The sequence below is a fragment of the Micromonospora sediminimaris genome (genome assembly GCF_016863575.1).
In the GTDB taxonomy this organism is placed as follows: Bacteria; Actinomycetota; Actinomycetes; order Mycobacteriales; family Micromonosporaceae; genus Micromonospora; species Micromonospora sediminimaris.
Map to the genome: position 1 here is coordinate 1 of NZ_BOPD01000056.1, position 19,708 is coordinate 19,708.

Sequence of the window (19,708 nt, forward strand, 5' to 3'; positions counted from 1 at the left end):
CCCTCACCCAAGCCCAGTTCGTCCTATCACCGCTGCTCGGCCGAAACGACCTCACACCCGACGACGCACCACCCGCCATCCAACACGCCCTGCACTGGCTCGACCAACACGGCACCCTCACCCAAGCCCAGTTCGTCCTACCACCGCTGCTCGATCGCAACGATGTGCCGGCGGATGTGATGGATCGTGCCGTGGACATCGCGCTGGCCTGGCTTCAGGAGTACGGCGACACGGTCGGTGCCGGATTCGTCCTGCCGCCGCTGCTGGCCAGAAGGAAACTGACCGACCTGCCGCAGTGGCTGTCGCCGCTGATCGACCGCTGGGCGGACCAGCACCGGTCGACGCCGCACGTCGACTTCGTCAGCAAGCAGATCACCCGGCAGAAAGCCCTGACCGAGACCACTGCGGACGTGGTGTTGCAGTGGGCCGCCACGCACCCGGAGGATGTCGACATCCCCTGGCGCCTGACCGGCATCGCTACAGGTATCGACCGCTATCCGAGCTTGACCGGTCGGCTACTGCGCTCGGTGGAGGGCTACCTGGACGCCGTCGAGCACGACACGGCGGAGGTGAACGGGCACGGTCAACTGGACGGCCTGGTCCAGGCGCTCTGCCGGCGTCACCCGCTGCGCTGCGGGATCGCCGGGGCACGCCTCGACGACATCGTTCTCCGCTGGCTGGCCCATCCGTCCGCGCTGAACCCGAACTGCCCGAAAGGCTCCCAGTTCAGCGAGGCAGCGCGGCGCGTCCAGTCGCTGGTCTGGGCGGGGCGATTCACCCACCAGGGCGCGGTCGACGTGCTGACCCGACTGCACCGCTGGATTCCCCGGTGGCGGGTCGCCGAGCCGCATGTCCACCTGCGCGACGCCGTGTTGCGGGAGACGGCGGCGCTGCTCGCCGCGCTGACAGCCCCGGCAGCGGTACAGCAGTTGAGGGAATAGTCCCGACGGTGCGGCTTCCGTCGGCATACTTTCGGACTATGCGCCGCCTGGCCCGCCTCGCCGCCCGTACGCCGGCGGACCGGGAGCGCTACCTCGACCTGCTCCGGGCGCTGGCGATCGTGCTGGTGGTCCTCGGACACTGGGCGATAGCGGCGGTCGAGTACGACGAGAGTGGCCGACCCGACGGCCACTCGGCACTTACCGCCCTGCCCTGGGCGTACCCGCTGACCTGGGCGGTCCAGGTCATGCCGGTCTTCTTCCTGGTCGGTGGCTACGCCAACGCCGCCTCACTGGCCGCCCACCAGCGCCGTGGCGGCGACGCGATCGGATGGCTGCTCGGCCGCAGCGCCCGCCTGCTGCGCCCGACCAGCGCCCTGGTGCTGGTGCTCGCCGGTGGCGCGCTGGTGGCCCGGCTGGGCGGTGCCCAGCCGGACGAGGTTCGCCCGGTCGTCTGGTTCGCCACCATTCCGCTGTGGTTCCTCGCCGCCTACCTGGCCGTGGTGCCGCTGACCCCGGTCATGTACGCGCTGCACCGCCGCCTCGGGCTGCTGGTGCCGCTGGCGCTGGTGGTGCTGGTCGCCGCCGGTGACCTGGGCCGTGCGCTGGGGCCGGCCAACCTGGCCCTGCCCAACTACCTACTCGGCTGGCTCGCCGTCCACCAGATCGGCTTCGCCTGGTACGACGCCCGCCGGGGGCACTGCCACCCGTCCGGACTGCGTACCCGGTGCCTGCCGATGTCCCGCCGAGCCGCGAGTGCGATGCTGCTCGGCGGTCTCGCCGTGGCGATCCTGCTCACCGGCCCCGGGCCGTACCCGATAAGCATGATCAATCTTCCCGGTCAGCGGCTGGCCAACGCCGCCCCATCGAGCGTGGCGCTGCTCGCGGTCGCCACCGCCCAGCTCGGGCTGATCCTGCTGCTGCGGGAACGGACGGAACGGTGGCTGCACCGTGACCGTCCGTGGCAGGCGGTGATCGCGGTCAACTCGGTCGTACTGACGGTCTTCCTGTGGCACCTGAGCGCGGCCGTGCTGCTGGTCGGTGCGCTGCACGGGCTCGGCCTGCTCCCCACTCCGGAAGCCGGTACGGCGGCCTGGCTGGCCTGGCGGCTGCCGTGGGTGCTGATGCTGGCGGTGGTGCTGGCCGTCCTGGTCGCCATCTTCGGTCCGATCGAGGCGTCCACCGGCCGCCCCCGGCACCTGAGGGCGTCGGCCAGGTGGGCGGGTGCCCGCGCCGCACTCACCGTCGCCGGATTCGCCGCCGTCGGGTACGCCCTGGCGGCAAACGGCGTGGCGGCCAAGACCGCACCGGAGCCGCTCGGCTGGCCGGTGGAGGCGCTGGTGGCCTACCTGGCCGGCGCGGGCACGCTGCGCCTGCTCAGGTCCGGGTGGGGCAGCCGAGATTGACCGGGTGGCGTCTTGCACGGCACCAGGCGGGGAGGTGCAGCGCCGCCGCGACCAGCGCGAACCCGGCCCAGCCGGCGACCAGCGCCACCACGACCGAGACGTCCTGGCCCAGGTGGACCCCGACCAGGAACCCGATCAGCGCCAGGCTGTTGCGAGCGAAGTGCCGGCAGAAGACCGGCAGGTCCCGTCGCACCTCGACCGCCACCAGCACCCCGGCGTACGGGAAGGTCACCACCAGCCCCCGCAGCACCTGGCCGAGCAGCCCGGTCAGCGCCGCACCGGCGAGGACCAGCAGCAGCCGGGCCGCCACCGGCAACCGCGCCGAGCCAGCCGGATCGGTCGGATCGGTCGGGTGGCCAGGCCCCGGAAGCCGGTGCAGCACCAGCACGGCGAGCAGCCAGCAGGCGACCGTGACGGCCAGTGTCGGCCAGAACGGCAGCGCGACCGGACGCAGCGCCGCCGCGATCGCGAGGTAGCCGCCGACACCCGCCAGGTCGGCCAACAGGATCGGCCACCGAAAACGGTGATGGGCCAGTGCCACGACGCCGAAGAACAGGTTGAGCCCGACCACCCCGACGAGTTGCGCGCCGTCGACGGGATGATCGGTGGCCAGCAGCGCGGCCGTCATGGGCAATGGCAGCGCGGCCACGAGGGCCCGCCACCGGACCGGACGGATCAGGGTCACCGCCCAGACCACCACGGTCACCAGCAGCACGCCCTGGGCGGTCATCCCTTCGTCAGGTGTCGAAGGCGGCCCGGCTGAGGCACGCCTGGAACGTCTCGTCGGCCCGGGCAAGGTCGGCGGCGTTCACCGAGAACCGGTTCTCGTTGATCTCGCCGTGCGCGCTCATGCCGGCTGTCCAGCATGCTGTGCCGTCCCAGCGGATCAGATTGACGTGCAGGTCGGCCGGGACCGCGACGGTCGACAGCAGACCCACCCGTACGCCCGCCCGACGCTGCGTCGCCACCAGTTCCGCCAACTCGTCGGAGAACTCGGTGTAGGTGAAGATCCGGGTGATCTCTACGCCGCGGGCCAGCGCGGCGAGATTCTCCGCCCAGTACCGCCGGCCGATGTCACCGCGCCACCAGGCCAGCCGGGGCAGCACGTTGGTCAGCGCCTCCAACTGCCGTACGCAGTCCCGGGTGGCGCCGAGCATGTCCTGGTAATCCTCGCCGGGCCGGATGATGCGTCCCTGCCGGAGTTGGCCGAGGTCGGCGTGGAACCGCTCGAACCGGCGCTGGGTCTCCTCCGCGACCCGGGTGCCTGGGTGGCGGCCGACCGCCTCGGTGGCGGCGGTGGCGAGTTCCGGAACTGCCCGGACCAGCCAGTGCGGGCCGGCAAGCAGCGCTCGCAGTTGGAACCGACGCTCGGCCCGGGCGATGGAGTCCACCAGCAACGAGATGGTGATGCCCATCAGACCGGCCAGCAACGACTCCACGCCGGTGGCGGCACCGGTCAGGTCCAGCGTCACGGAGAGCGAGATCGACAGAGCGACACCGATCAGGGCGACCGGGTCGGTGTGCGCCATCAGCCGCGCGACGCCGACCGCGTGCGCACGCCGGCCGGCACCTGGGCGGCGCAGCAGTTGAACCATCAACCACCTCCGGGAACCGACTCCCGTCAGCGTAAAACCCCCCAACCACCACCCCCGCGGTGGTTAGGCGGGGGTGGTGGCGCGGATGGCTTCGGCGAAGACTTCGGAGCGGTGTTCGAAGTTGCGGAAGCGGCCGTAGCTGGGGGCGGCGGGCGAGAGCAGCACCACACCGCCGGCTGGAGTCACCTGCCGGGCCAGCTGCACCGCCTCGGCGAGGTCGTCGACAAGTTCGGTGCGTACCTTCGGCAGCCCGTCGAGCGCCCCGATGATCCGCGGACCACTGTCCGGAATGCCGATCACGGTCAGTTCCCGCTCGGCCAGGTGCTCGCGCAGCGGCGTGTAGTCGACCCCCCGGTCGTTGCCCCCGACGATCACGGTCAACGGCCGCCCGTCGTACGCGTCGATGGCGTGGATGGCGGCGTACGGGCTGGTGGCGAGGGTGTCGTCGACGAAGGTCAGGCCGGACGGGTCGGCGATCTCGGTCAGCCGGTGGGCCAGTCCCTGGAACTCGGCGACCGCCACCGCCAGGGCGTCCTTACGCTCGACCAGGTCGATGCCAAACGCGTCGAGCACGGCCAGGGCCACGCACAGATTGCCCTCGTTGTGCCGACCGACGAGCGGCAGCACCGCCCGTGGGAATAGCGGCTGGTCGACCCGGTGGAACCAGGGCGTACCGTCCGGGCCGGTGGCGACGTTCACCGAGTCGGCGGTGCCGGCGCGTACCGCCGCGCGGTCGCCCAACTCGAACGCCAGCCGCGGGTCCGCGCCGTTCACCACCACGGTGCGCGGCCCGTACGCGAGCAGGTTGAGCTTGTCCCGGTAGTACTCCCGTTCGCCACCATGCGCGTCGAGGTGCTCGGGAAACAGCGCCGTGACCACCGCTACCCGGGGCGAGTCGGTCAGGTCGCTGCACTGGTAGCTGGACAGCTCCAGGACATAAAGCTCCGCCTCCGGCAGGTCCAGCGTCGGCACGCCGATGTTGCCGCCGAAGACGTTCGGCCGGTCCACCGCGGTCAACAGGTGACTGATCAGGCTGGACGTGGTGCTCTTGCCCTTGCTGCCGGTCACCCCGATGGTGCGGTCGCCATGGTCGGCCATCCAGAGCGAGGTGCCCTGGGTGACAGTCGCGCCCTGGCGGCGCAGCTCCATCAGCCAGGGATGCGTCTGCGGCACGCCCGGCGAGCGGACCACCACGTCGGCGGCGGCCAGCCGGGCGAAACCCTCGTCGCCGGTGACCAGTGGGGCGGCCTCCGCCAAAGGTCCGTCCCAGGGCAGCGAGAGGAAGTTCGCGCTGTCGTCGACGGCGACGAGGTCGGCCGGGCCGTGGGCGGCGATGGCCGTCACCGCTGCCCGGCCCTCCCGGCCGGCCCCCCAGACGGCGACTTTACGTCCGCGCAGGTCAGACAGGCGCACAGGTTCTCCTCGGGTACGACGGCGGCAGGGCGCGGTCCGGCCGAGCCGGGCACGGCCGGACGAACCAGGGCCTAGTATGGCGTGTGCTCAACACGCAGCTGGCGCGGATGGACGCGTTCACCTTCCCGTCCTACTCGATCGACCTGTCCACCGGCGAGGCGTTGTTCGACTACGCCCTGACCGGGCCCGACGGTGAGCAGCGGTTCACCGAGGTGGTCACCTTGCCGGTGCCGGAGGAGTCCCCGTCGGACGCCGCCGTGGCGGCGCTGGGTCGGGTGCTGGAGCTGCTGCACGTGGTGGCCGGGGTCAGCTACTACAAGACGGCCGCGCCGGGGCAGCTGGTGCTGCCGGCACCGCTCGGCCCGGCCGCCGTCGAGTTCGTCACGGCCGTCTACACCAAGGGCCTCGCCGAGTACGCGTACCGCAACCAACTGCCGCACGTGCTGGAGCTGACCCCGCGCGTGCCCGACGGGCGGGTCAAGCCGGCAGCCGAGTACGACAACTCCGACCGGCGACCGCTGTCGGCGGTCGGTGGCGGCAAGGACTCGATCGTCAGCTTGGAGGCACTGCGCCGGGCCGGCCTCGACCCGGTGCCCTTCTCGGTCAACCCGAACCATGTGATCAATGCGGTGAACGCGGCGTCGGGGCTGCCCGCTCTCGCGGCCCGGCGACGCATCGACCCGGTGCTGTTCGAGCTGAACGCGGCCGGCGCCCGCAACGGCCACATCCCGGTCACCGCGATCAACTCGCTGATCGCGGTCGCCACGGCGGTGCTGCACGGGCTGGGCCCGGTGGTGATGTCCAACGAGCGCTCGGCGTCGGATCCGAACCTGATCTGGAACGGTCACGAGATCAACCACCAGTGGTCCAAGGGCGTCGAGGCCGAGGGACTGCTGCGGGCCGCGCTCGCGGAGCACGCCGGGCTGGCCGAACCGTACTTCTCGCTGCTGCGCCCGCTGTCGGAGCTGCACATCGCCCGACTCTTCGCCGGCATCGACCGCTACGACGACGTGGTCACCAGTTGCAACGCCGCGTTCAAGCTCCGGGACGCCAGCGAGCGGTGGTGCCGGGACTGCCCCAAGTGCCGCTTCGTCTTCCTGGCCCTGGCTCCGTTCATGCCCCGCGAGCGGATCACCCACATCTTCGGCGGTGACCTGCTCGCCGACTCCGCGCAGATTCCCGGTTACCGCGAACTGCTCGGCATCGACGGGCACAAGCCGTTCGAGTGCGTCGGCGAGGTGGAGGAGTCGGTGGTCGCGCTGAGCCTGCTCGCCCAGCAGCCCGACTGGCGCGACACCCCCGTCGTGACCGCCCTGGTAGCCGCCGTTCCTGACAGCGCGTGGGCGACGGCCGCCACCTCCGACACCTTCACCCCTGCCGCCGCCAACCACCACATCCCCCCCACCTACCAAAAAACCCTCCAAACCCTCACCCCCTAACCCCCTCATCCCACCCCACCCCACCCGTGCTCCGCTCCCCGCCCGCCCCTCACCGCGTTGATCAAGAAGTTTTGGTCCTCGTTGGAGATCGAAAATGGCGCAAACTTCTTGATCAACGCGGAGGGGGTCGGGGGGTGGAGGGGGGTTGGTGGGGGTGGTTAGGGGGTGCGGATGGCGTCGAGGGCCAGCAGGGCCACGTGAAGGGAGAGGCAGGCGTCGACCGAGTCGAGGTCGACGTCGAGGATCCGGCCGATCCGGGCCAGCCGCTCGTAGAACGCCGGGCGGGACAGGTGCGCGGCCACCGCCGCCGCGGACTTGTTCCGGCCCTGCTCCAGGTAGGCGCGCAGGGTGCCGAGCAACTGCTCCCGGGGATGCTGCGCGTCGTACGCCAGCAGTGCGCCGAGTTGCCGTTCGACGAAGGTCTGCACCCGGGGCTCGTCGCGCAACAGGTGCAGCAGCCCGGCCAACCCCACGTGCGGCAACCGAAAGATCGGCAGGTCACGCCGGTCCCGGCGGGCCGCGTCGGCGACCTGACGGGCCTCGATCAGCGACCGGCGTGCCTCCCGCAGGCTACCCACGCCGGAGCCGGCGGCGATCAGCAGTCCAGCGACGGACCGTCGGCCAGCGTTCGTCGGCGCGTCGTCGGAGCGGCCGAACGCTCCGAGACGCCCCACCGAGTCAGCACGCCACGACGAGTCAGCACGCCCGGACGGGTCAACGCGCCCAGGCAGGTCAGCACGCCCAGGCAGGTCAGCACGCCCAGGCAGGTCAGCACGCCCGGACAGGTCACCACTCCCGGACAGGTCGGCGCGCCCACGCAGGTCGGGGCGGGTCCGGCGCAGCGCGGCGGCGAAGGCGGCCAGCGCCCGATCCTCCGCTGCCGCATCCGGCAGGGCGAGCAGGACACCCACCGTCTGGTCGTCCAGGGCGCTGGTGAGGCCGGTCAGACCGGCCTCGCGCAGCGCCTGTCCGACAGCCTCGGCGAGGTCGCGCAGCCGGGCGGGCCCGGCGTCCGGGACGTTGTCGAGCGCCTCGCCGGGGTGTCCCGGCTCGGTGAGCGGCCAACTGCCCGCCGGTTGGCGGTGACGCGCCATGTCCTCGCCGCCGGCCTCGGCACGGTGGCGGACCACCACTCCGACGAGCTGACGGCGCTCCAGCACGACACCGAGCGCCCGGGCCCGCAGGGCCACCTCGTCCACCGGCCAGGAGTGGTCGAGCAGGGCGGTGAGCAGGGTCCGGTGGAGCTGGCGTTCCAGTCCCTCGGCATCCCGCCGGATCAGCCGGCCGAGGGCGAGCGTGGACGCCGCCCGCTCCACGAGGATGGTCAGCCTGGTCGGCGGCGCCGAGGGCGAGTCACCACGCCCGGCCGGGGTCGCGACGGTCCGCCCGGGAGGCAGCACCGGGGCGGACCGCCCGCCGGCCGGCAACGGTTGACCACCGGCCAGATCACCACCGGGTGGCCAGCGCAGCAGCAGCCGGCCCCAGTCCTGTCCTCGGGCACCCACCATGGTGACCAGCCAGCCCCGGTCCGGGTCGTACGCCGTGCGCCCCTCGGGCCGGACCCGCCGGGAGTGCTGCTCCCACCCGTCCAGCAGCAGCTCGGCGCTCTCCCCCGCCGGGTCGTACGCCAGCACCTGGCGGGACAGGTTCTCCAGCACCACCGGACAGCCGGACAACTCGGCCGCCTGCCGGACCACCTCACCGGGGTCGGCCCCCTCCACCGACAGCTCAGTGAACCGCTGGTGGATCTCCTCGGTGGCGCGCAGCTCGGTGAGCTGGGCGTCCACGATCAGGGCGTGCACCGCCTCGGTGATCCGCACGAACGGGGTGGCCCGACGCAGTTCCGCCAAGGGCAGGCCGTGGCGTTCGGCGGCGGCCACCATCACCCGGGGTACGCCGTCGTGGTAGCGCCGACCCAACTCGACGACCAGCCCGGAGACGCCGACGCCGGCCAGGTCGCCGATGAAGGCCCGTAGTCCGGCGTCGTCGCCGGGCAGCCCGATACCCGTGGTGAGCACCAACTCGCCGCCGCCGAGCAGGGTGGCGATGTCCGGTACCTCGGCGACGTGCACCCATCGCACCCGGCGGTCCAGCCCGACCTCCCCCGCGACGAGGCGTGGCGCGCCGTGGCGGACCGGATCCAGGGCGAGGACCTCACGCACGGTAGGGAACACCCGCGACACGCTACCGTCCGTGACTTGCGGGGATGCTCGCCGGTGCCGCCACGGCTGCTACTCAGAGCGGGTCGTCGCGGCCCAGTTCCCAGCAGGCCACGGCGGTGGCGGCAGCGACGTTCAGCGAGTCCACACCGCGTCGCATCGGGATGACCACCCGGACGTCGCTGGCCGCCATCGCCGCGCCGGTCAGTCCGGCGCCCTCGGCACCGAGCAGCAGCGCGGCCCGGGACCGCTGGGCCGGGTCCAGTCGCTGGATGGGCACCGCGTCGGGTGCCGGCGTCATCGCCAGCACGGTGAACCCGGCGGCGCGCACGCCGGCCAGCGCCGTCGGCCACGGTTCCAGTTTCGCGTACGGCACGGCGAAGACCTCACCCATGCTGACCCGTACGCTGCGCCGGTAGAGCGGATCGGCGCAGGTTGGTGAGAGCAGCACGGCGTCCACCCCCAGCCCCGCCACCGCCCGGAAGATCGCCCCCAGGTTCGTATGGTTGTTGACGTCTTCGAGGATCACCACGCGACCGGCGGTGGTGAGCACCTCCGCGGCGGTCGGCAGCGGCTTGCGCCGGAACGACGCGAGCACTCCCCGGTGCACGTGGAACCCGGTCGCCTCGCGCAGCACGTCGGGGGTCGCGGCGTACACCGGGGCGTCGCCCGTGTCGAGGTCGGCCAGCTGGTCGACCCGCTTGGCGTCGACGAGGAAGGACCGGGCCGGGTAGCCGGCCCGCAGCGCCCGCCGCAGCACCAGCTCACCCTCGGCGATGAACAGGCCGTGCGGCGGCTCCCAGCGGGTACGCAGCTCCACGTCGGTAAGCGCCCGGTAGTCGGCGATCCGCTCGTCGCCGGGCTCGGTGATCAGGTGGACGGGCACCCGCCGATTCTGCCGGATCGGGTGATGCCGGGAGCTGACCGGCCGGCGCCCGACCGGCATGACGGCCACGCAAGGCCGCGTCCACCGACCGAGGGCGCGGGTACGGCTACTTCATGGTGGCGAGCTGGATCAGGTTGCCGCAGGTGTCGTCGAGCACGGCGGTCGCCACCGGGCCCAGGTCGGTCGCCTCCTGGGTGAACTCGACGCCCAGTTTCTTGAGGCGCTCGACCTCGGCGTACACGTCGTCGACTGCGAACGAGGTGAACGGGATGCCGTCGGCGACCAGGGCCTGCTGAAACGGACCCGTCGCCGGGTGGTTGGCCGGCTCCAGCAGCAGCTCGACCCCGTCCGGGTCGGCCGGCGAGACTACGGTAAGCCAGCGGTACTCGCCGGCGGGCATGTCGGTCTTCTTGGTGAACCCCAGCTTCTCCGTGTAGAAGGCGAGCGCCTTCGCCTGGTCGTCGACGAACACGCTTGTCACATGGATACGGATCACGGATCTGGTGCCTCTCGGTCGATGGGCCACCGCTCGACGATCACCCGCAGCGGGCTCGTGTCGATGTGGTGGAACTTGTACCGGCCTTGTCGCCGGGTGCGTACCAGGCCGGCCTTTTCGAGCACCGCGAGGTGCTGTGAGATGGCCTGGCGCGAGGAGGTCAGGTTGTGCTTCACGGCCAGTCGGCCGCAGATCTCGAAGAGCGTCTGGCCGTCCCGGTCGATCAACTCGTCCAGGATCGTGCGTCGCGTCGCGTCATCAATGGCCCTGAACAGGTCACGCTCCGCGTCCACTCGCACAGTTATAGGCAAGTGGCCACTTGCCCGTCAAGCCGACTCACCGACAACGATCCAGCCGGGTGGAACGTGGCCGGTGAGCCAGACACCGTTGACGGCCCGGTAGAAGACGAACCCGCGGCGGTGCATACCGGCCGCGTCGACGGTCAGCACGACCGGGTCGCCACGTCGGGCACCGACAGTGACGGCGGTTTCCCGGTCCACCGACAGGTGGACGTGCGTACGGCCGCGTGGTCGCAGCCCCTCGGCCCGGATGCCGGGCAGGTGGCGGGCCACCGTGCCGTGGTAGAGCAGCGCTGGCGGCACGACGGGTTCCAGGCGCAGGTCGACGCGGACCGAGTGGCCCTGCGCGGCGCGGATCCGCCCGGCGTGCAGCTCGAAACGCTGCTTGTCGGTGCCGGCGACCAGCTCGGCCAGCACCTGTCGGGTGACCGGACGGCCATGTCGGGCGAGCGCGGCGAGCAGCACCTTCACGTCGACCCAGCCGCCCTCGTCGAGGGTGATGTCGACGGCCTCCGGACGGTGGCGGAGCACGTACGCGAGGAACCTGCTGGCCGAGGTGAGCCGGTCGGTCACTGGCCGGTTCCGAACTGGTCGAGCAGGTCCTGCACCACGGCCCGTCGGGGTGGCCGCCAGGTCGCCCAGTACCGGATATCCGGCAGGCCGTGGATCGGGACCGCACGCAGACCCTCGGGAAGCCCCACACAGCCGTTGACCACGGTGGCGCCGACCCCCAACGCGGCCAGATGCACCAACAGGTCCCACCCGTCGACCTCGGCGGCAACCTGCCAGCGCACGCCCGCGTCGAGCAGGGCGCGGTCCAGCGCCCTGCGGTGCGGACGCCCGACCGGGGGTACGACGAGATCCAGACCTTCGAGATCACCGAGCCGGACCTGCCCGCGCGCGGCGAGGGGGTGCCCGTCACCGAGTACGAGCACCTGTCGGTAGGCGGCGATCTGCATGGCCTCGACCTGCCGACCGGGCGGGTCGTGGGCGACGATGGCGAGGTCGGCCTGCCCGCTGGTGACGGCGGTGAGGGCCGCGTCCCGATCAGCCGTGATCACCTGTACCCGACGGCCCCGGTGCCCGACCCGCTGGATCGCCTCGCCGATCACCCACCGCAGCGCGCCCCGCCCGGCCGCGATGGTCAGCGTCGGCGCGGACTGGTGGTGCAGCTCCCGCAGGAACTCTTCGGCCCGTCGGCGGGAGTCCAGCGCGTACGCGGCGAGCCGTTCCCCCGCGACCGTCAGGGTCAGCCGGCGACCGTCGCGTTCGTACAGCTCCACGCCGAGCGCGGCGGCCAGCTTCCGGATCTTCACGTGCAGGGAGGGCTGACTGATGTGCAACTCCCGTGCGGCGGTGGTGAAGTTCCGGTGCTCGGCGAAGACCCCGAACGAGCGTAACGGGTCGGCTTCCAGCAAGTCCCGCCCATCCATAGCCAGTGACTATAGACCAGGCATCAAACAATAGTTCTGCGCGGGCTGGGTGGGCCGCATCCTGAACGGCATGACGAACCAACTCCCCCGGCTCGGCATCGACATCGGCCGGGTCATCATCGACGGCCCCGCCCACCCGGGCGGCGGCGACACCGCCTTCTTCAGCGGAGACGAGGCGACCATGCTGGCCACCCCCGAGGTGCCCGGTGCCGTCGACACCATCGCCCGCCTCGTCACCCTGTTCGGCGGCCAGGTATGGCTAATCTCCAAATGCGGCCCGCGCGTCCAGGCCCGTACCCTGCGCTGGCTCGCCGCCCACGACTTCCACCGGCGCAGCGGCGTCCCCCACGACCACGTCCGGTTCTGCCGGGCGCGGGCCGACAAGCGGGCCCACTGCCTCGACCTCGCCCTCACCCACTTCGTCGACGACCATCGCGAGGTGCACGCCGCCATCCGGGGAACCGTCGCCCATCAGTACTTCTTCGGGCCCCAGCGCCATCCGGTGCCCGCCTACGGCCGACCCACGCCCACCTGGGCCGATGTCGAGCGCCACATCGTCGGCTCGCTACCCACCGCGAGCCCGGCCCGCCGGTAGGACACCAGCGGCGCGTCAGGTCGGCAGGCCGGCCGGTCGCCCTCACGGGTTGCGGCATCTCGCGCCTTACCGCTCCGCCGACACCCCGTGATGCCGCAACCCGCGAGGAGGATCCGCCCGCCGTCGACGCGCGCGGTCGGGCCACCCGATCCTGGCGACGACTAAGACACCTGGGCTCGGGTCGTGGTCAGACCCAGCCAGGTGGCGAGAGCTTCGATCTCGGCGTCGACCTCGGCGGTCATCGCCCGGGTGAAAGGGACGTCCTCGTGCAGGGCGTTGACGGTGAGGACGCCCGCCTTGCGGTCGGCGGTCGCGTCCAGCTTGCCGACGAGCCGGTCATGATGGAGTACGGGCAGGGCGAAGTAGCCCCACCGACGCTTGCCCCGAGGCTTGTACATCTCCAGGAGATACTCGTAGCCGAACAACTGCTCGGTGCGTACCCGGTCGTGGATCAGCCGGTCGAACGGCGACAACAGCGCGGTGCGCCCCTCGAACGGCAGCCCGAGGTACGCCGGGTCGACCCGCCACGTCCCCGGTACGCCCTCGACCACAGCCTCCTCCCTCGCGGCACCGACGAACGGCGACTCACCCGGGGTCAGCGTCCCACCGGACCGGGCGATGCCCAATGCGGCGAGCCGACGCTCGTCGCGCAGCCGGGCCGCCTCGTCCGGATCGAGGTCGGGCAGGTCGACCGGGTACACCCGCTCGGGGAGATCCCAGTAGCGCTGCCGCCCCTTGCGACCGCAGATCGCCACCTGGCCGTGTCGAGCCAGCAGTTCAAGCATCTTGGTGACGTTTCGGTTGTTGGTCCAGCCACTCGACGGCCACGGCACCACGCTGGTGTCGGGGATGTCCCGGGACAACAGTGGTCCCCTCGCCGCCAACGCCGCCAGGATGTCCCGGCGAAACGACGCGTTCTGTTCCATCCAGGCTCGGGCGGACGGATGGGTCGCGGCGCGGGCCTCGGCGATCACGGCGGGCAGGTCACCCGGCGTCCGGATGTAGGCGACGGTCTCGACCAGGCTGCGCTCGACCTCGATCGCCCTGGTCAGGTGCGCGGGGTCGTAGGCCGGACCGAGTCGGCTCCACAGCACGAGATCGGCGCTGGGCGCGATGGCCGCCGTGGGGTCGAGCTGCAGAATCGTGAGGCGCTCGACGACCTCCACCAGGTCGCTCGGGCGCGGCGCGGCGAGCAGTTGGGCGTGGATCGCGACGCGCCGGGCTTCGTCCCGCGTCAGCCGATGAACGACCACACCGCCGACCCTACCCGACCGTCGACCCTCTCAAGATCCGCGCACTTTCGGGGATATTGCCGCCTCCGGCACCTGCGACGCCGCAACATCAGGGAAGTTGCGGCCGAATGCCAGTAGCCCGAGCCGGAGAGGCGTATGCGATGAGCGCAGAGCATGTCGGCAGTTATGTGCCGGTCGACCCGTGGCCGTTGCCCCGTGGCGCCAGCGTCGCGGACCACATCGTGCAGCGGCTCGCCTGCTGGGGTGTACGCCGCTACTTCGGCTTTCCCGGCGACGGCATCAACGGGATGACCTCGGCCCTGCAACGCACCCACGAGCAGGTGCAGTTCGTCCAGGTGCGACACGAGGAGACCGCCGGGTTCGCCGCGTCGGCGCACGTCAAGTACGGCGGTGGGCCGCTCGGCGCGGTGCTGGTGACAAGTGGTCCCGGTGCCATCCACGCGCTCAACGGTCTCTACGACGCGAAACTGGATCATCAGCCGGTGGTCGCCCTGGTCGGGCACACCGCGCTCACCGCCGAGGGCGGCGGCTACTACCAGGAGGTGGACCTGCTCGCCCTCTACAAAGACGTGGCGGCGGCGTTCCTGGCCCAGCTCGACCACCCGTCCCAGGTACGCCACCTGGTGGACCGGGCGTGCCGGACCGCGCTGGCCCGGCGTACCGTCACCGCCCTGGTGCTGCCGCTCGACGTGCAGGACCTGCCGGCGGTGCCCAACCCGCCGCACGCGCACGGCTTCTACCACACCAGCAGTGTGCCGAGCAGCGGCCCGACGGTGCCGCCGGAGCCGGATATCCGGCACGCCGCCGAGGTGCTGAGCAGCGGCGAGCGGGTGGCCATGCTGGTCGGCCAGGGCGCGCTCGGTGCCGAGAACGAGGTACGCGAGATCGCTCATCGCCTGGGCGCGGGGGTGGCGACGGCACTGCTCGGGTTCACCGCCGTGGACCACCGCGAGCCCTGGGTGACCGGCGCCATCGGCCTGCTCGGCACCCGGCCCAGCTGGCAGCTGATGAACCAGTGCGACCGGCTGCTCATCGTCGGCAGCAACATGCCGTACTCGGAGTTCTATCCGCCACCCGGTCAGGCGCGGGCGGTGCAGATCGACCATGACGGCACCCAGCTCGGTCTGCGCTACCCGACGGAGGTGAACCTGACCGGCGACGCCGCACCGACCCTGCGGGCGCTGCTGGCCGCACTCGGCCCCGGACCGGGACCGACCCGCTGGCGGGAGACCATCGCCGGGGCCACCGCCGCGTGGCGGCAGTCGCAGCGGGAACTGGCCGAGCAGGATGCCCGCCCGGTCAACCCGCAGCTGCTCTTCGCCAGCCTCAGCGAACGTCTGCCCGACGACGTGATGCTCGCCGTCGACTGCGGCACGACCACCGCCTGGTACGCCCGGCACGTCAAGGTGCGTCCGGGGATGCTGGCCAGTCTGTCCGGCACCCTGCTCTCCATGGGCGGCGCCATGCCGTACGCGCTGGCGGCCAAGTTCGCCCACCCGGACCGCCCACTGGTGGCCCTGATCGGCGACGGCGCGATGCAGATGAACGGGGTCAACGAGCTGATCACGGTGGCGAAGTACTGGCAGAGCTGGGCCGATCCCCGGTTCGTGGTGCTGGTGCTCAACAACCGGGACCTGGCCTTCGTCAGCTGGGAGCAGCGCTCCGACGAGGGCACCCCGATGTTCCCGGACAGTCAGCAGCTGCCCGACATCGCGTACCACCGGTGGGGTGAGGTGCTGGGGCTGCGCGGTGAGCTGGTCGACCGCCCGGACCAGGTGGCCGACGTCTGGGACCGGGCCCTGCGCGCCGACCGGCCGACGGTGATCAACGCGCTGGTCGACCCCGCCGAGCTGATGATGCCCCCACACTTCACCACCGAACAGGCCCGCAAGACCGCCGCCGCGGTGCTGCGCGGCGACACCGACTGGGCCGGCATCATCCGCCGCGGCATCCCCAGCGTGGTGACCACCTACCGCCCCCGCCGCCCGTGACCCCTCACTCCACCCCACTTCGCCTGTTGATCATGGTTGGCGACACTCAGGGAGAACTTGCCGGCAACCTCATGATCAACGGAGCGGGACCTCGGGGGTGTGGGTGGGGTCAGCCGCGGCCTTGGAGCCAGCGGCGGAGGTCGGACAGGGGGTTGTCGGGGGTGCGGCGGGGGTCCGGGAGCGGATCGCGTTCGACGGGGCGGCGGGGGGTGCCGACGAGTTCGCGGCTGGGCGGGGTGAACGTTTCTTCCGGCTGGCCCTCGACCGCCGTGCCGATGATCCGGGCGACCGCGTCGATCACCCGGGCCTGCACGGCGGCACCGACGTGGTCGGTCGGATCGTCCGGGTTGGCGGCGATACCGGCGACCGCGACCTGCGGGGTGTACCCGACGAAGCTCTCCGTGGCGGCCTGGTCGGAGCTGCCGGTCTTGCCGGCCACCGGGCGCCCGTCGAGAATCCGGCTCACGGCGGTGGCGGTGCCGCCGTTGCACTGCCCGAAGGCGGACTGCTGACCCACCGGGCAGCGCGCCGCGTCGGTTGCGGCGCGGGCCACGTCGGGGTCGAGCACCTCGCGGCAGTCCGGGTCGCCGACCGGCAGCCGCTGGCCGTCCGGCGCGGTCACCGAGACCACCGGCAGCGGCGCGCAGTACGTCCCCTCGGCCGCCACCGTCGCGTACGCGTTGGCCAGGTCGAGTGGGGTGGTGGCGGCCACGCCGAGGGTGAACGCGCCCCAGTCGGCCGCGTCGTTCTCGGCGAAGTCGGCGTCGGACTCGGCGCGGAAGGTGATGCCCAGTCGCTGGGCCATCTCGACCACCTTCTCCGGCCCGACCTGCTCGGCCAGCCAGACGAAGTAGGTGTTCACCGAGCGGCCGAAGCCGTCCCACATCATCCGGTAGCCGTCCATCCACTCCGGGTTGGAGTTGGCCGGGCACCAGCGGCCGTCGCAGCTGCTCTCCCCCTCGGCCGGGTACCGGGTGGGCAGCCGACTCGGCGCGTCGAAGCCGGTGGACAGGGTCCGTCCGGATTCCAGCGCGGCGAGCATGGTGAACAGCTTGAAGGTGGAGCCCGCCTGGTAGCCGGCGACACCGGTGCCGCCGGAGATCAACGGGTTGACGGTGTTCGGGTAGTTGACCTGCCCGTCGGGGTTGCTGTCGAGGCTGTAGTGCCGGTTGACCGCCATCGCCAGGACGCGACCGGTGCCCGGCTCGACGGCGGCGATCGGTACCGCGCGCGGGTTGTCGTACCCGTAGATGTCGGTGGCCTGGCGCTGGGCGGTGGCCTGGGTCTGCGGGTCCAGCGTGGTGACCACGGTGTAGCCGCCACGTCGTAGTGCCTGCTCCCGCTCCTGCACGGTGTCGCCGAACTCCGGCTGGCCGACCCACCAACGGCGCAGGTAGTCGCAGAAGAAGCCCCATTCTTCGCCCCCGCCGGCGGTGGCGGCACAGCCGTTGGCCTGCTCGCTCGGGTCCAGCGTCAACGTCTCGGCCCGGGCGTCGGCGGCCTGCGCAGCGGTGATCGCGCCGGTCTCGACCATGGAGTCCAGCACGTACCCCCGGCGCTCCAACGCCGCGTCGGCGTCGCCGTCGATCGGGCTGTACGCCTCCGGCGACTGCACCAGGCCGGCGAGCAGCGCCGCCTCGGCGAGGGTCAGGTCGGCCGGTGCCTTGGAAAAGTAACGCTGGCTCGCGGCGGCCACCCCGTACGCCCCGGAGCCGAAGTACGCGATGTTCAGGTAGCGGTTGAGGATCTCGTCCTTGCCGAGACGCTGCTCCAGCGCGTTGGCGTACCGAATCTCCTGGAGCTTGCGCCCGATGGTCGGTTCGGTGGCCGCGGCCCGCTCTTCCGCCGTGCGGTTCGGATCGGTCTTGAGCACGTTGCGGACGTACTGCATGGTTAGCGTCGAGCCGCCCTGCCCGCTGCCCTCGGTGACGTTGCTGACCACCGCCCGGAGCATGCCGCGCAGGTCGACCCCGCCGTGCTCGTAGAAGCGCCGGTCCTCGGCAGCCACGATGGCCTGACGCATCACCGGCGCGATCTCCGCCAGCGCCACGTCGGTCCGGTTGACGTCGTAGAACGTGGTGATCAACGTCTTGCCGTCGTTGGCGTAGAGGTAGGACCGTTGCGGGGTGGCCGGGGTCCGCAACGCGTCGGGCAGCGCGGCGTAGTTCCCGAGTGCCGCCTTCGCGGCGAAACCGAGCAACAGGTTGCCCGGCAGCGCGGCGACCGCCAGGACCAGGCCGGCGAGCACGCCGGCCAGTACGACGGTGAACAGCCGCGACAGCGGCGTAGGGGTGGCCATGGTCCCCAGGATTGCCGCGAATGCCACCTTCCGGCCACCACAATTGGCTAGTTGTCAGGCAATTCACCGCTATTTGCCAGCCACTGCTGCCCTGGTCGTGGAGCAGATCGCCGGATTTGGTGCGAGAGGCGACAGGCGGCGCAGCCGGTCGCAGGACAGACAACGGTTCCGACTTGTCGGCAACCTGGCACGTCGACCTTGTCGGCAACCTCGGCACGTCGACCTTGTCGGCAACCTTGGCACGTCGACCTTGTCGGCGACCTTGGCGCGTCGACGCCATCGCCGGTCAACTAACGATGACCGTCACGTACCTGCCGCGCCATGCCGCCCGAGGCGGTCTACTCAAGCCGTTCCGAGTGGGCCCGCGCCGCCGGGGCCCATCGGCGCGGACGGACCGGCGGTGGCGACGCTGGCGCTGGTGGCGTCCCGGAGGATCTCCCGGGGCAGCAGGCGGCCCGAGCGGTAGCAGATGCCGATGCCGGAGATCAACACGAAGATCGCTCCGAAAGTCTGCAACGAACCGATCAACGCCCCGCCGAGGCCGAGCAGCGGGCTAGCGATGATCAGCATCGTCCCGTCCCCGATGCTGAACATCCCCGAGCGGGCCACCGCCCACCCGGTGAGCAGCCAACCCGCGCTGTAACAGGTGGCGCCGACCAGCACCAGCGTTCGGGCGTTGGTGCCAAACACCGGGGTCTGCTCGGACAGCCCCGCGAACGGCAGCATGAGCACCGTGCCGGCGATGCTGACCAGCAGGCCGGCCACCGCGGCGTGCCGGCTGCGGGTGGCGGCGAGCAGCCCGGTCAGCCCGAGCAGGGCCAGCAGGCCGAGCCAGACCGCGGCAACCCAGCCGATCAGGTACAGCGCCCGGCCGTCGGCCGGATACGGGTCGTTGCCCACGCCACCGTCGCTGGCCATCGCGACCGCGCCGTAGAGAATCGCGTACGCCGGCAGCAACCAGACCGCAGCGCGGGCCAGCCGCCGCAGCGACCAGGCCCAGCTGGCGTTGGTGGCGGGTCCGGGTGGTGCCGGCTCGTCGATGAAGGGAAGAACGCCGAACCCCCCACCCGTACGCCGGGTGCCCATCGGCCCCTTCGGGTCATGGGCTCCGGGCACTTCCGGCGTGGACCACAATCGCCGCACCGGCTCCATGCGTCACCTCGCTCACCTGCGGGCGGTGCCGGGACGCGCCGAGGTGCCCCGATGCCTGGTCACCACCCGTACTAGGACCGATGGTGGCAGGCACCGGGACGCCTCATGAGCCTTTCTCGCATTTGTCGCCGGGTCCGAGCCCGGCCGACGGAACCCGGCCCCGCGACTGCGCGAGACCACCTGTCAGCTACCCGGTCGGTGCCCCGCCCTCGCCCGGGTTGCGGCATCCCGCGCCCACCAGCCACGCGGAGACCGCGAGTTGCGGCACCCCGCGCCAACCAGCCACGCGCAGACCACACCTTGCCGCATCCCGGACCGGCCGCATCCCGGACCGACCAGGCACGCGGCAGAGAG

Annotated in this window: 17 protein-coding genes; 5 read left to right on the forward strand and 12 right to left on the reverse strand. The window is 71.6% G+C overall.

What is annotated here, in order from left to right:
• A partial coding sequence (locus Vse01_RS28600) for a hypothetical protein (protein WP_204019273.1) occupies positions 1-941 on the forward strand: 941 nt, incomplete at its 5' end.
• 38 nt (positions 942-979) lie between these two features.
• Positions 980-2,344 carry an acyltransferase family protein gene (locus Vse01_RS28605; RefSeq protein WP_093407337.1) on the forward strand — a complete coding sequence of 455 codons (1,365 nt, stop codon included), beginning with the start codon at positions 980-982 and terminating at the stop codon, positions 2,342-2,344.
• Here the strand turns inward: Vse01_RS28605 and Vse01_RS28610 are convergent.
• The 3 genes from Vse01_RS28610 to murD all read right to left on the reverse strand — a co-directional run bounded on the left by Vse01_RS28610 (position 2,316) and on the right by murD (position 5,352).
• On the reverse strand, positions 2,316-3,074 hold the full coding sequence (locus Vse01_RS28610) for a hypothetical protein (RefSeq protein ID WP_093407340.1): 759 nt from the start codon (positions 3,072-3,074) through the stop codon (positions 2,316-2,318). The two genes, Vse01_RS28605 and Vse01_RS28610, sit on opposite strands and share 29 nt — an antisense overlap.
• 7 nt (positions 3,075-3,081) lie before the next feature.
• Positions 3,082-3,939: a hypothetical protein gene (locus Vse01_RS28615; protein ID WP_093407342.1), complete on the reverse strand. Its 858-nt coding sequence runs from the start codon at positions 3,937-3,939 to the stop codon at positions 3,082-3,084.
• A 63-nt stretch (positions 3,940-4,002) separates the two neighbouring features.
• Positions 4,003-5,352 (reverse strand): UDP-N-acetylmuramoyl-L-alanine--D-glutamate ligase, encoded by a 1,350-nt coding sequence (murD, locus tag Vse01_RS28620; RefSeq protein WP_093407345.1) that lies wholly within the window; start codon positions 5,350-5,352, stop codon positions 4,003-4,005.
• A gap of 83 nt (positions 5,353-5,435) precedes the next feature.
• On the opposite strand from murD, the gene Vse01_RS28625 reads away from it, so the two are divergent.
• Positions 5,436-6,791: a MurL-like N-terminal domain-containing gene (locus tag Vse01_RS28625; protein ID WP_093407347.1), complete on the forward strand. Its 1,356-nt coding sequence runs from the start codon at positions 5,436-5,438 to the stop codon at positions 6,789-6,791.
• A gap of 158 nt (positions 6,792-6,949) precedes the next feature.
• Here Vse01_RS28625 and Vse01_RS29935 read toward each other — a convergent pair whose 3' ends face one another.
• The 6 genes from Vse01_RS29935 to Vse01_RS28655 form a co-directional block, all read right to left on the reverse strand.
• Complete coding sequence (locus Vse01_RS29935) at positions 6,950-8,965, reverse strand: PucR family transcriptional regulator (protein WP_444980326.1); 2,016 nt, start codon at positions 8,963-8,965, stop codon at positions 6,950-6,952.
• A 61-nt stretch (positions 8,966-9,026) separates the two neighbouring features.
• A complete protein-coding gene (locus Vse01_RS28635; protein WP_093407636.1) occupies positions 9,027-9,896 on the reverse strand; it encodes a TrmH family RNA methyltransferase in 870 nt (289 codons plus the stop codon).
• Positions 9,897-9,942: 46 nt separating this feature from the next.
• A complete protein-coding gene (locus Vse01_RS28640) occupies positions 9,943-10,329 on the reverse strand; it encodes a VOC family protein (RefSeq protein ID WP_170863517.1) in 387 nt (128 codons plus the stop codon).
• The gene (locus Vse01_RS28645) at positions 10,329-10,625 is read right to left on the reverse strand and encodes an ArsR/SmtB family transcription factor (protein ID WP_093407355.1); all 297 of its coding nucleotides are present in this window, start codon (positions 10,623-10,625) and stop codon (positions 10,329-10,331) included. Before Vse01_RS28645 ends, Vse01_RS28640 begins: the two co-directional genes overlap by 1 nt.
• Before the next feature lie 33 nt (positions 10,626-10,658).
• The gene (locus Vse01_RS28650) at positions 10,659-11,204 is read right to left on the reverse strand and encodes an RNA 2'-phosphotransferase (RefSeq protein WP_093407357.1); all 546 of its coding nucleotides are present in this window, start codon (positions 11,202-11,204) and stop codon (positions 10,659-10,661) included.
• Positions 11,201-12,064 (reverse strand): LysR family transcriptional regulator, encoded by an 864-nt coding sequence (locus tag Vse01_RS28655; RefSeq protein WP_093407360.1) that lies wholly within the window; start codon positions 12,062-12,064, stop codon positions 11,201-11,203. The genes Vse01_RS28650 and Vse01_RS28655 overlap by 4 nt, the downstream gene beginning before the upstream one ends.
• Positions 12,065-12,134: 70 nt before the next feature.
• Here Vse01_RS28655 and Vse01_RS28660 point away from each other — a divergent pair, with 70 nt between their 5' ends.
• On the forward strand, positions 12,135-12,659 hold the full coding sequence (locus Vse01_RS28660; RefSeq protein WP_093407362.1) for a hypothetical protein: 525 nt from the start codon (positions 12,135-12,137) through the stop codon (positions 12,657-12,659).
• A 161-nt stretch (positions 12,660-12,820) separates the two neighbouring features.
• Here Vse01_RS28660 and Vse01_RS28665 read toward each other — a convergent pair whose 3' ends face one another.
• Complete coding sequence (locus Vse01_RS28665) at positions 12,821-13,912, reverse strand: DNA glycosylase AlkZ-like family protein (protein WP_093407365.1); 1,092 nt, start codon at positions 13,910-13,912, stop codon at positions 12,821-12,823.
• A gap of 140 nt (positions 13,913-14,052) precedes the next feature.
• Between Vse01_RS28665 and Vse01_RS28670 the strand changes: the two genes are divergently transcribed.
• On the forward strand, positions 14,053-15,903 hold the full coding sequence (locus Vse01_RS28670) for a thiamine pyrophosphate-requiring protein (protein ID WP_093407367.1): 1,851 nt from the start codon (positions 14,053-14,055) through the stop codon (positions 15,901-15,903).
• A 109-nt stretch (positions 15,904-16,012) separates the two neighbouring features.
• Here the strand turns inward: Vse01_RS28670 and Vse01_RS28675 are convergent, their stop codons facing one another.
• Both Vse01_RS28675 and Vse01_RS28680 read right to left on the reverse strand, forming a co-directional pair.
• Complete coding sequence (locus Vse01_RS28675) at positions 16,013-18,202, reverse strand: transglycosylase domain-containing protein (protein WP_093407370.1); 2,190 nt, start codon at positions 18,200-18,202, stop codon at positions 16,013-16,015.
• 342 nt (positions 18,203-18,544) lie between these two features.
• The gene (locus Vse01_RS28680; RefSeq protein ID WP_093407372.1) at positions 18,545-19,354 is read right to left on the reverse strand and encodes a hypothetical protein; all 810 of its coding nucleotides are present in this window, start codon (positions 19,352-19,354) and stop codon (positions 18,545-18,547) included.
• Positions 19,355-19,708: the final 354 nt, after the last annotated feature.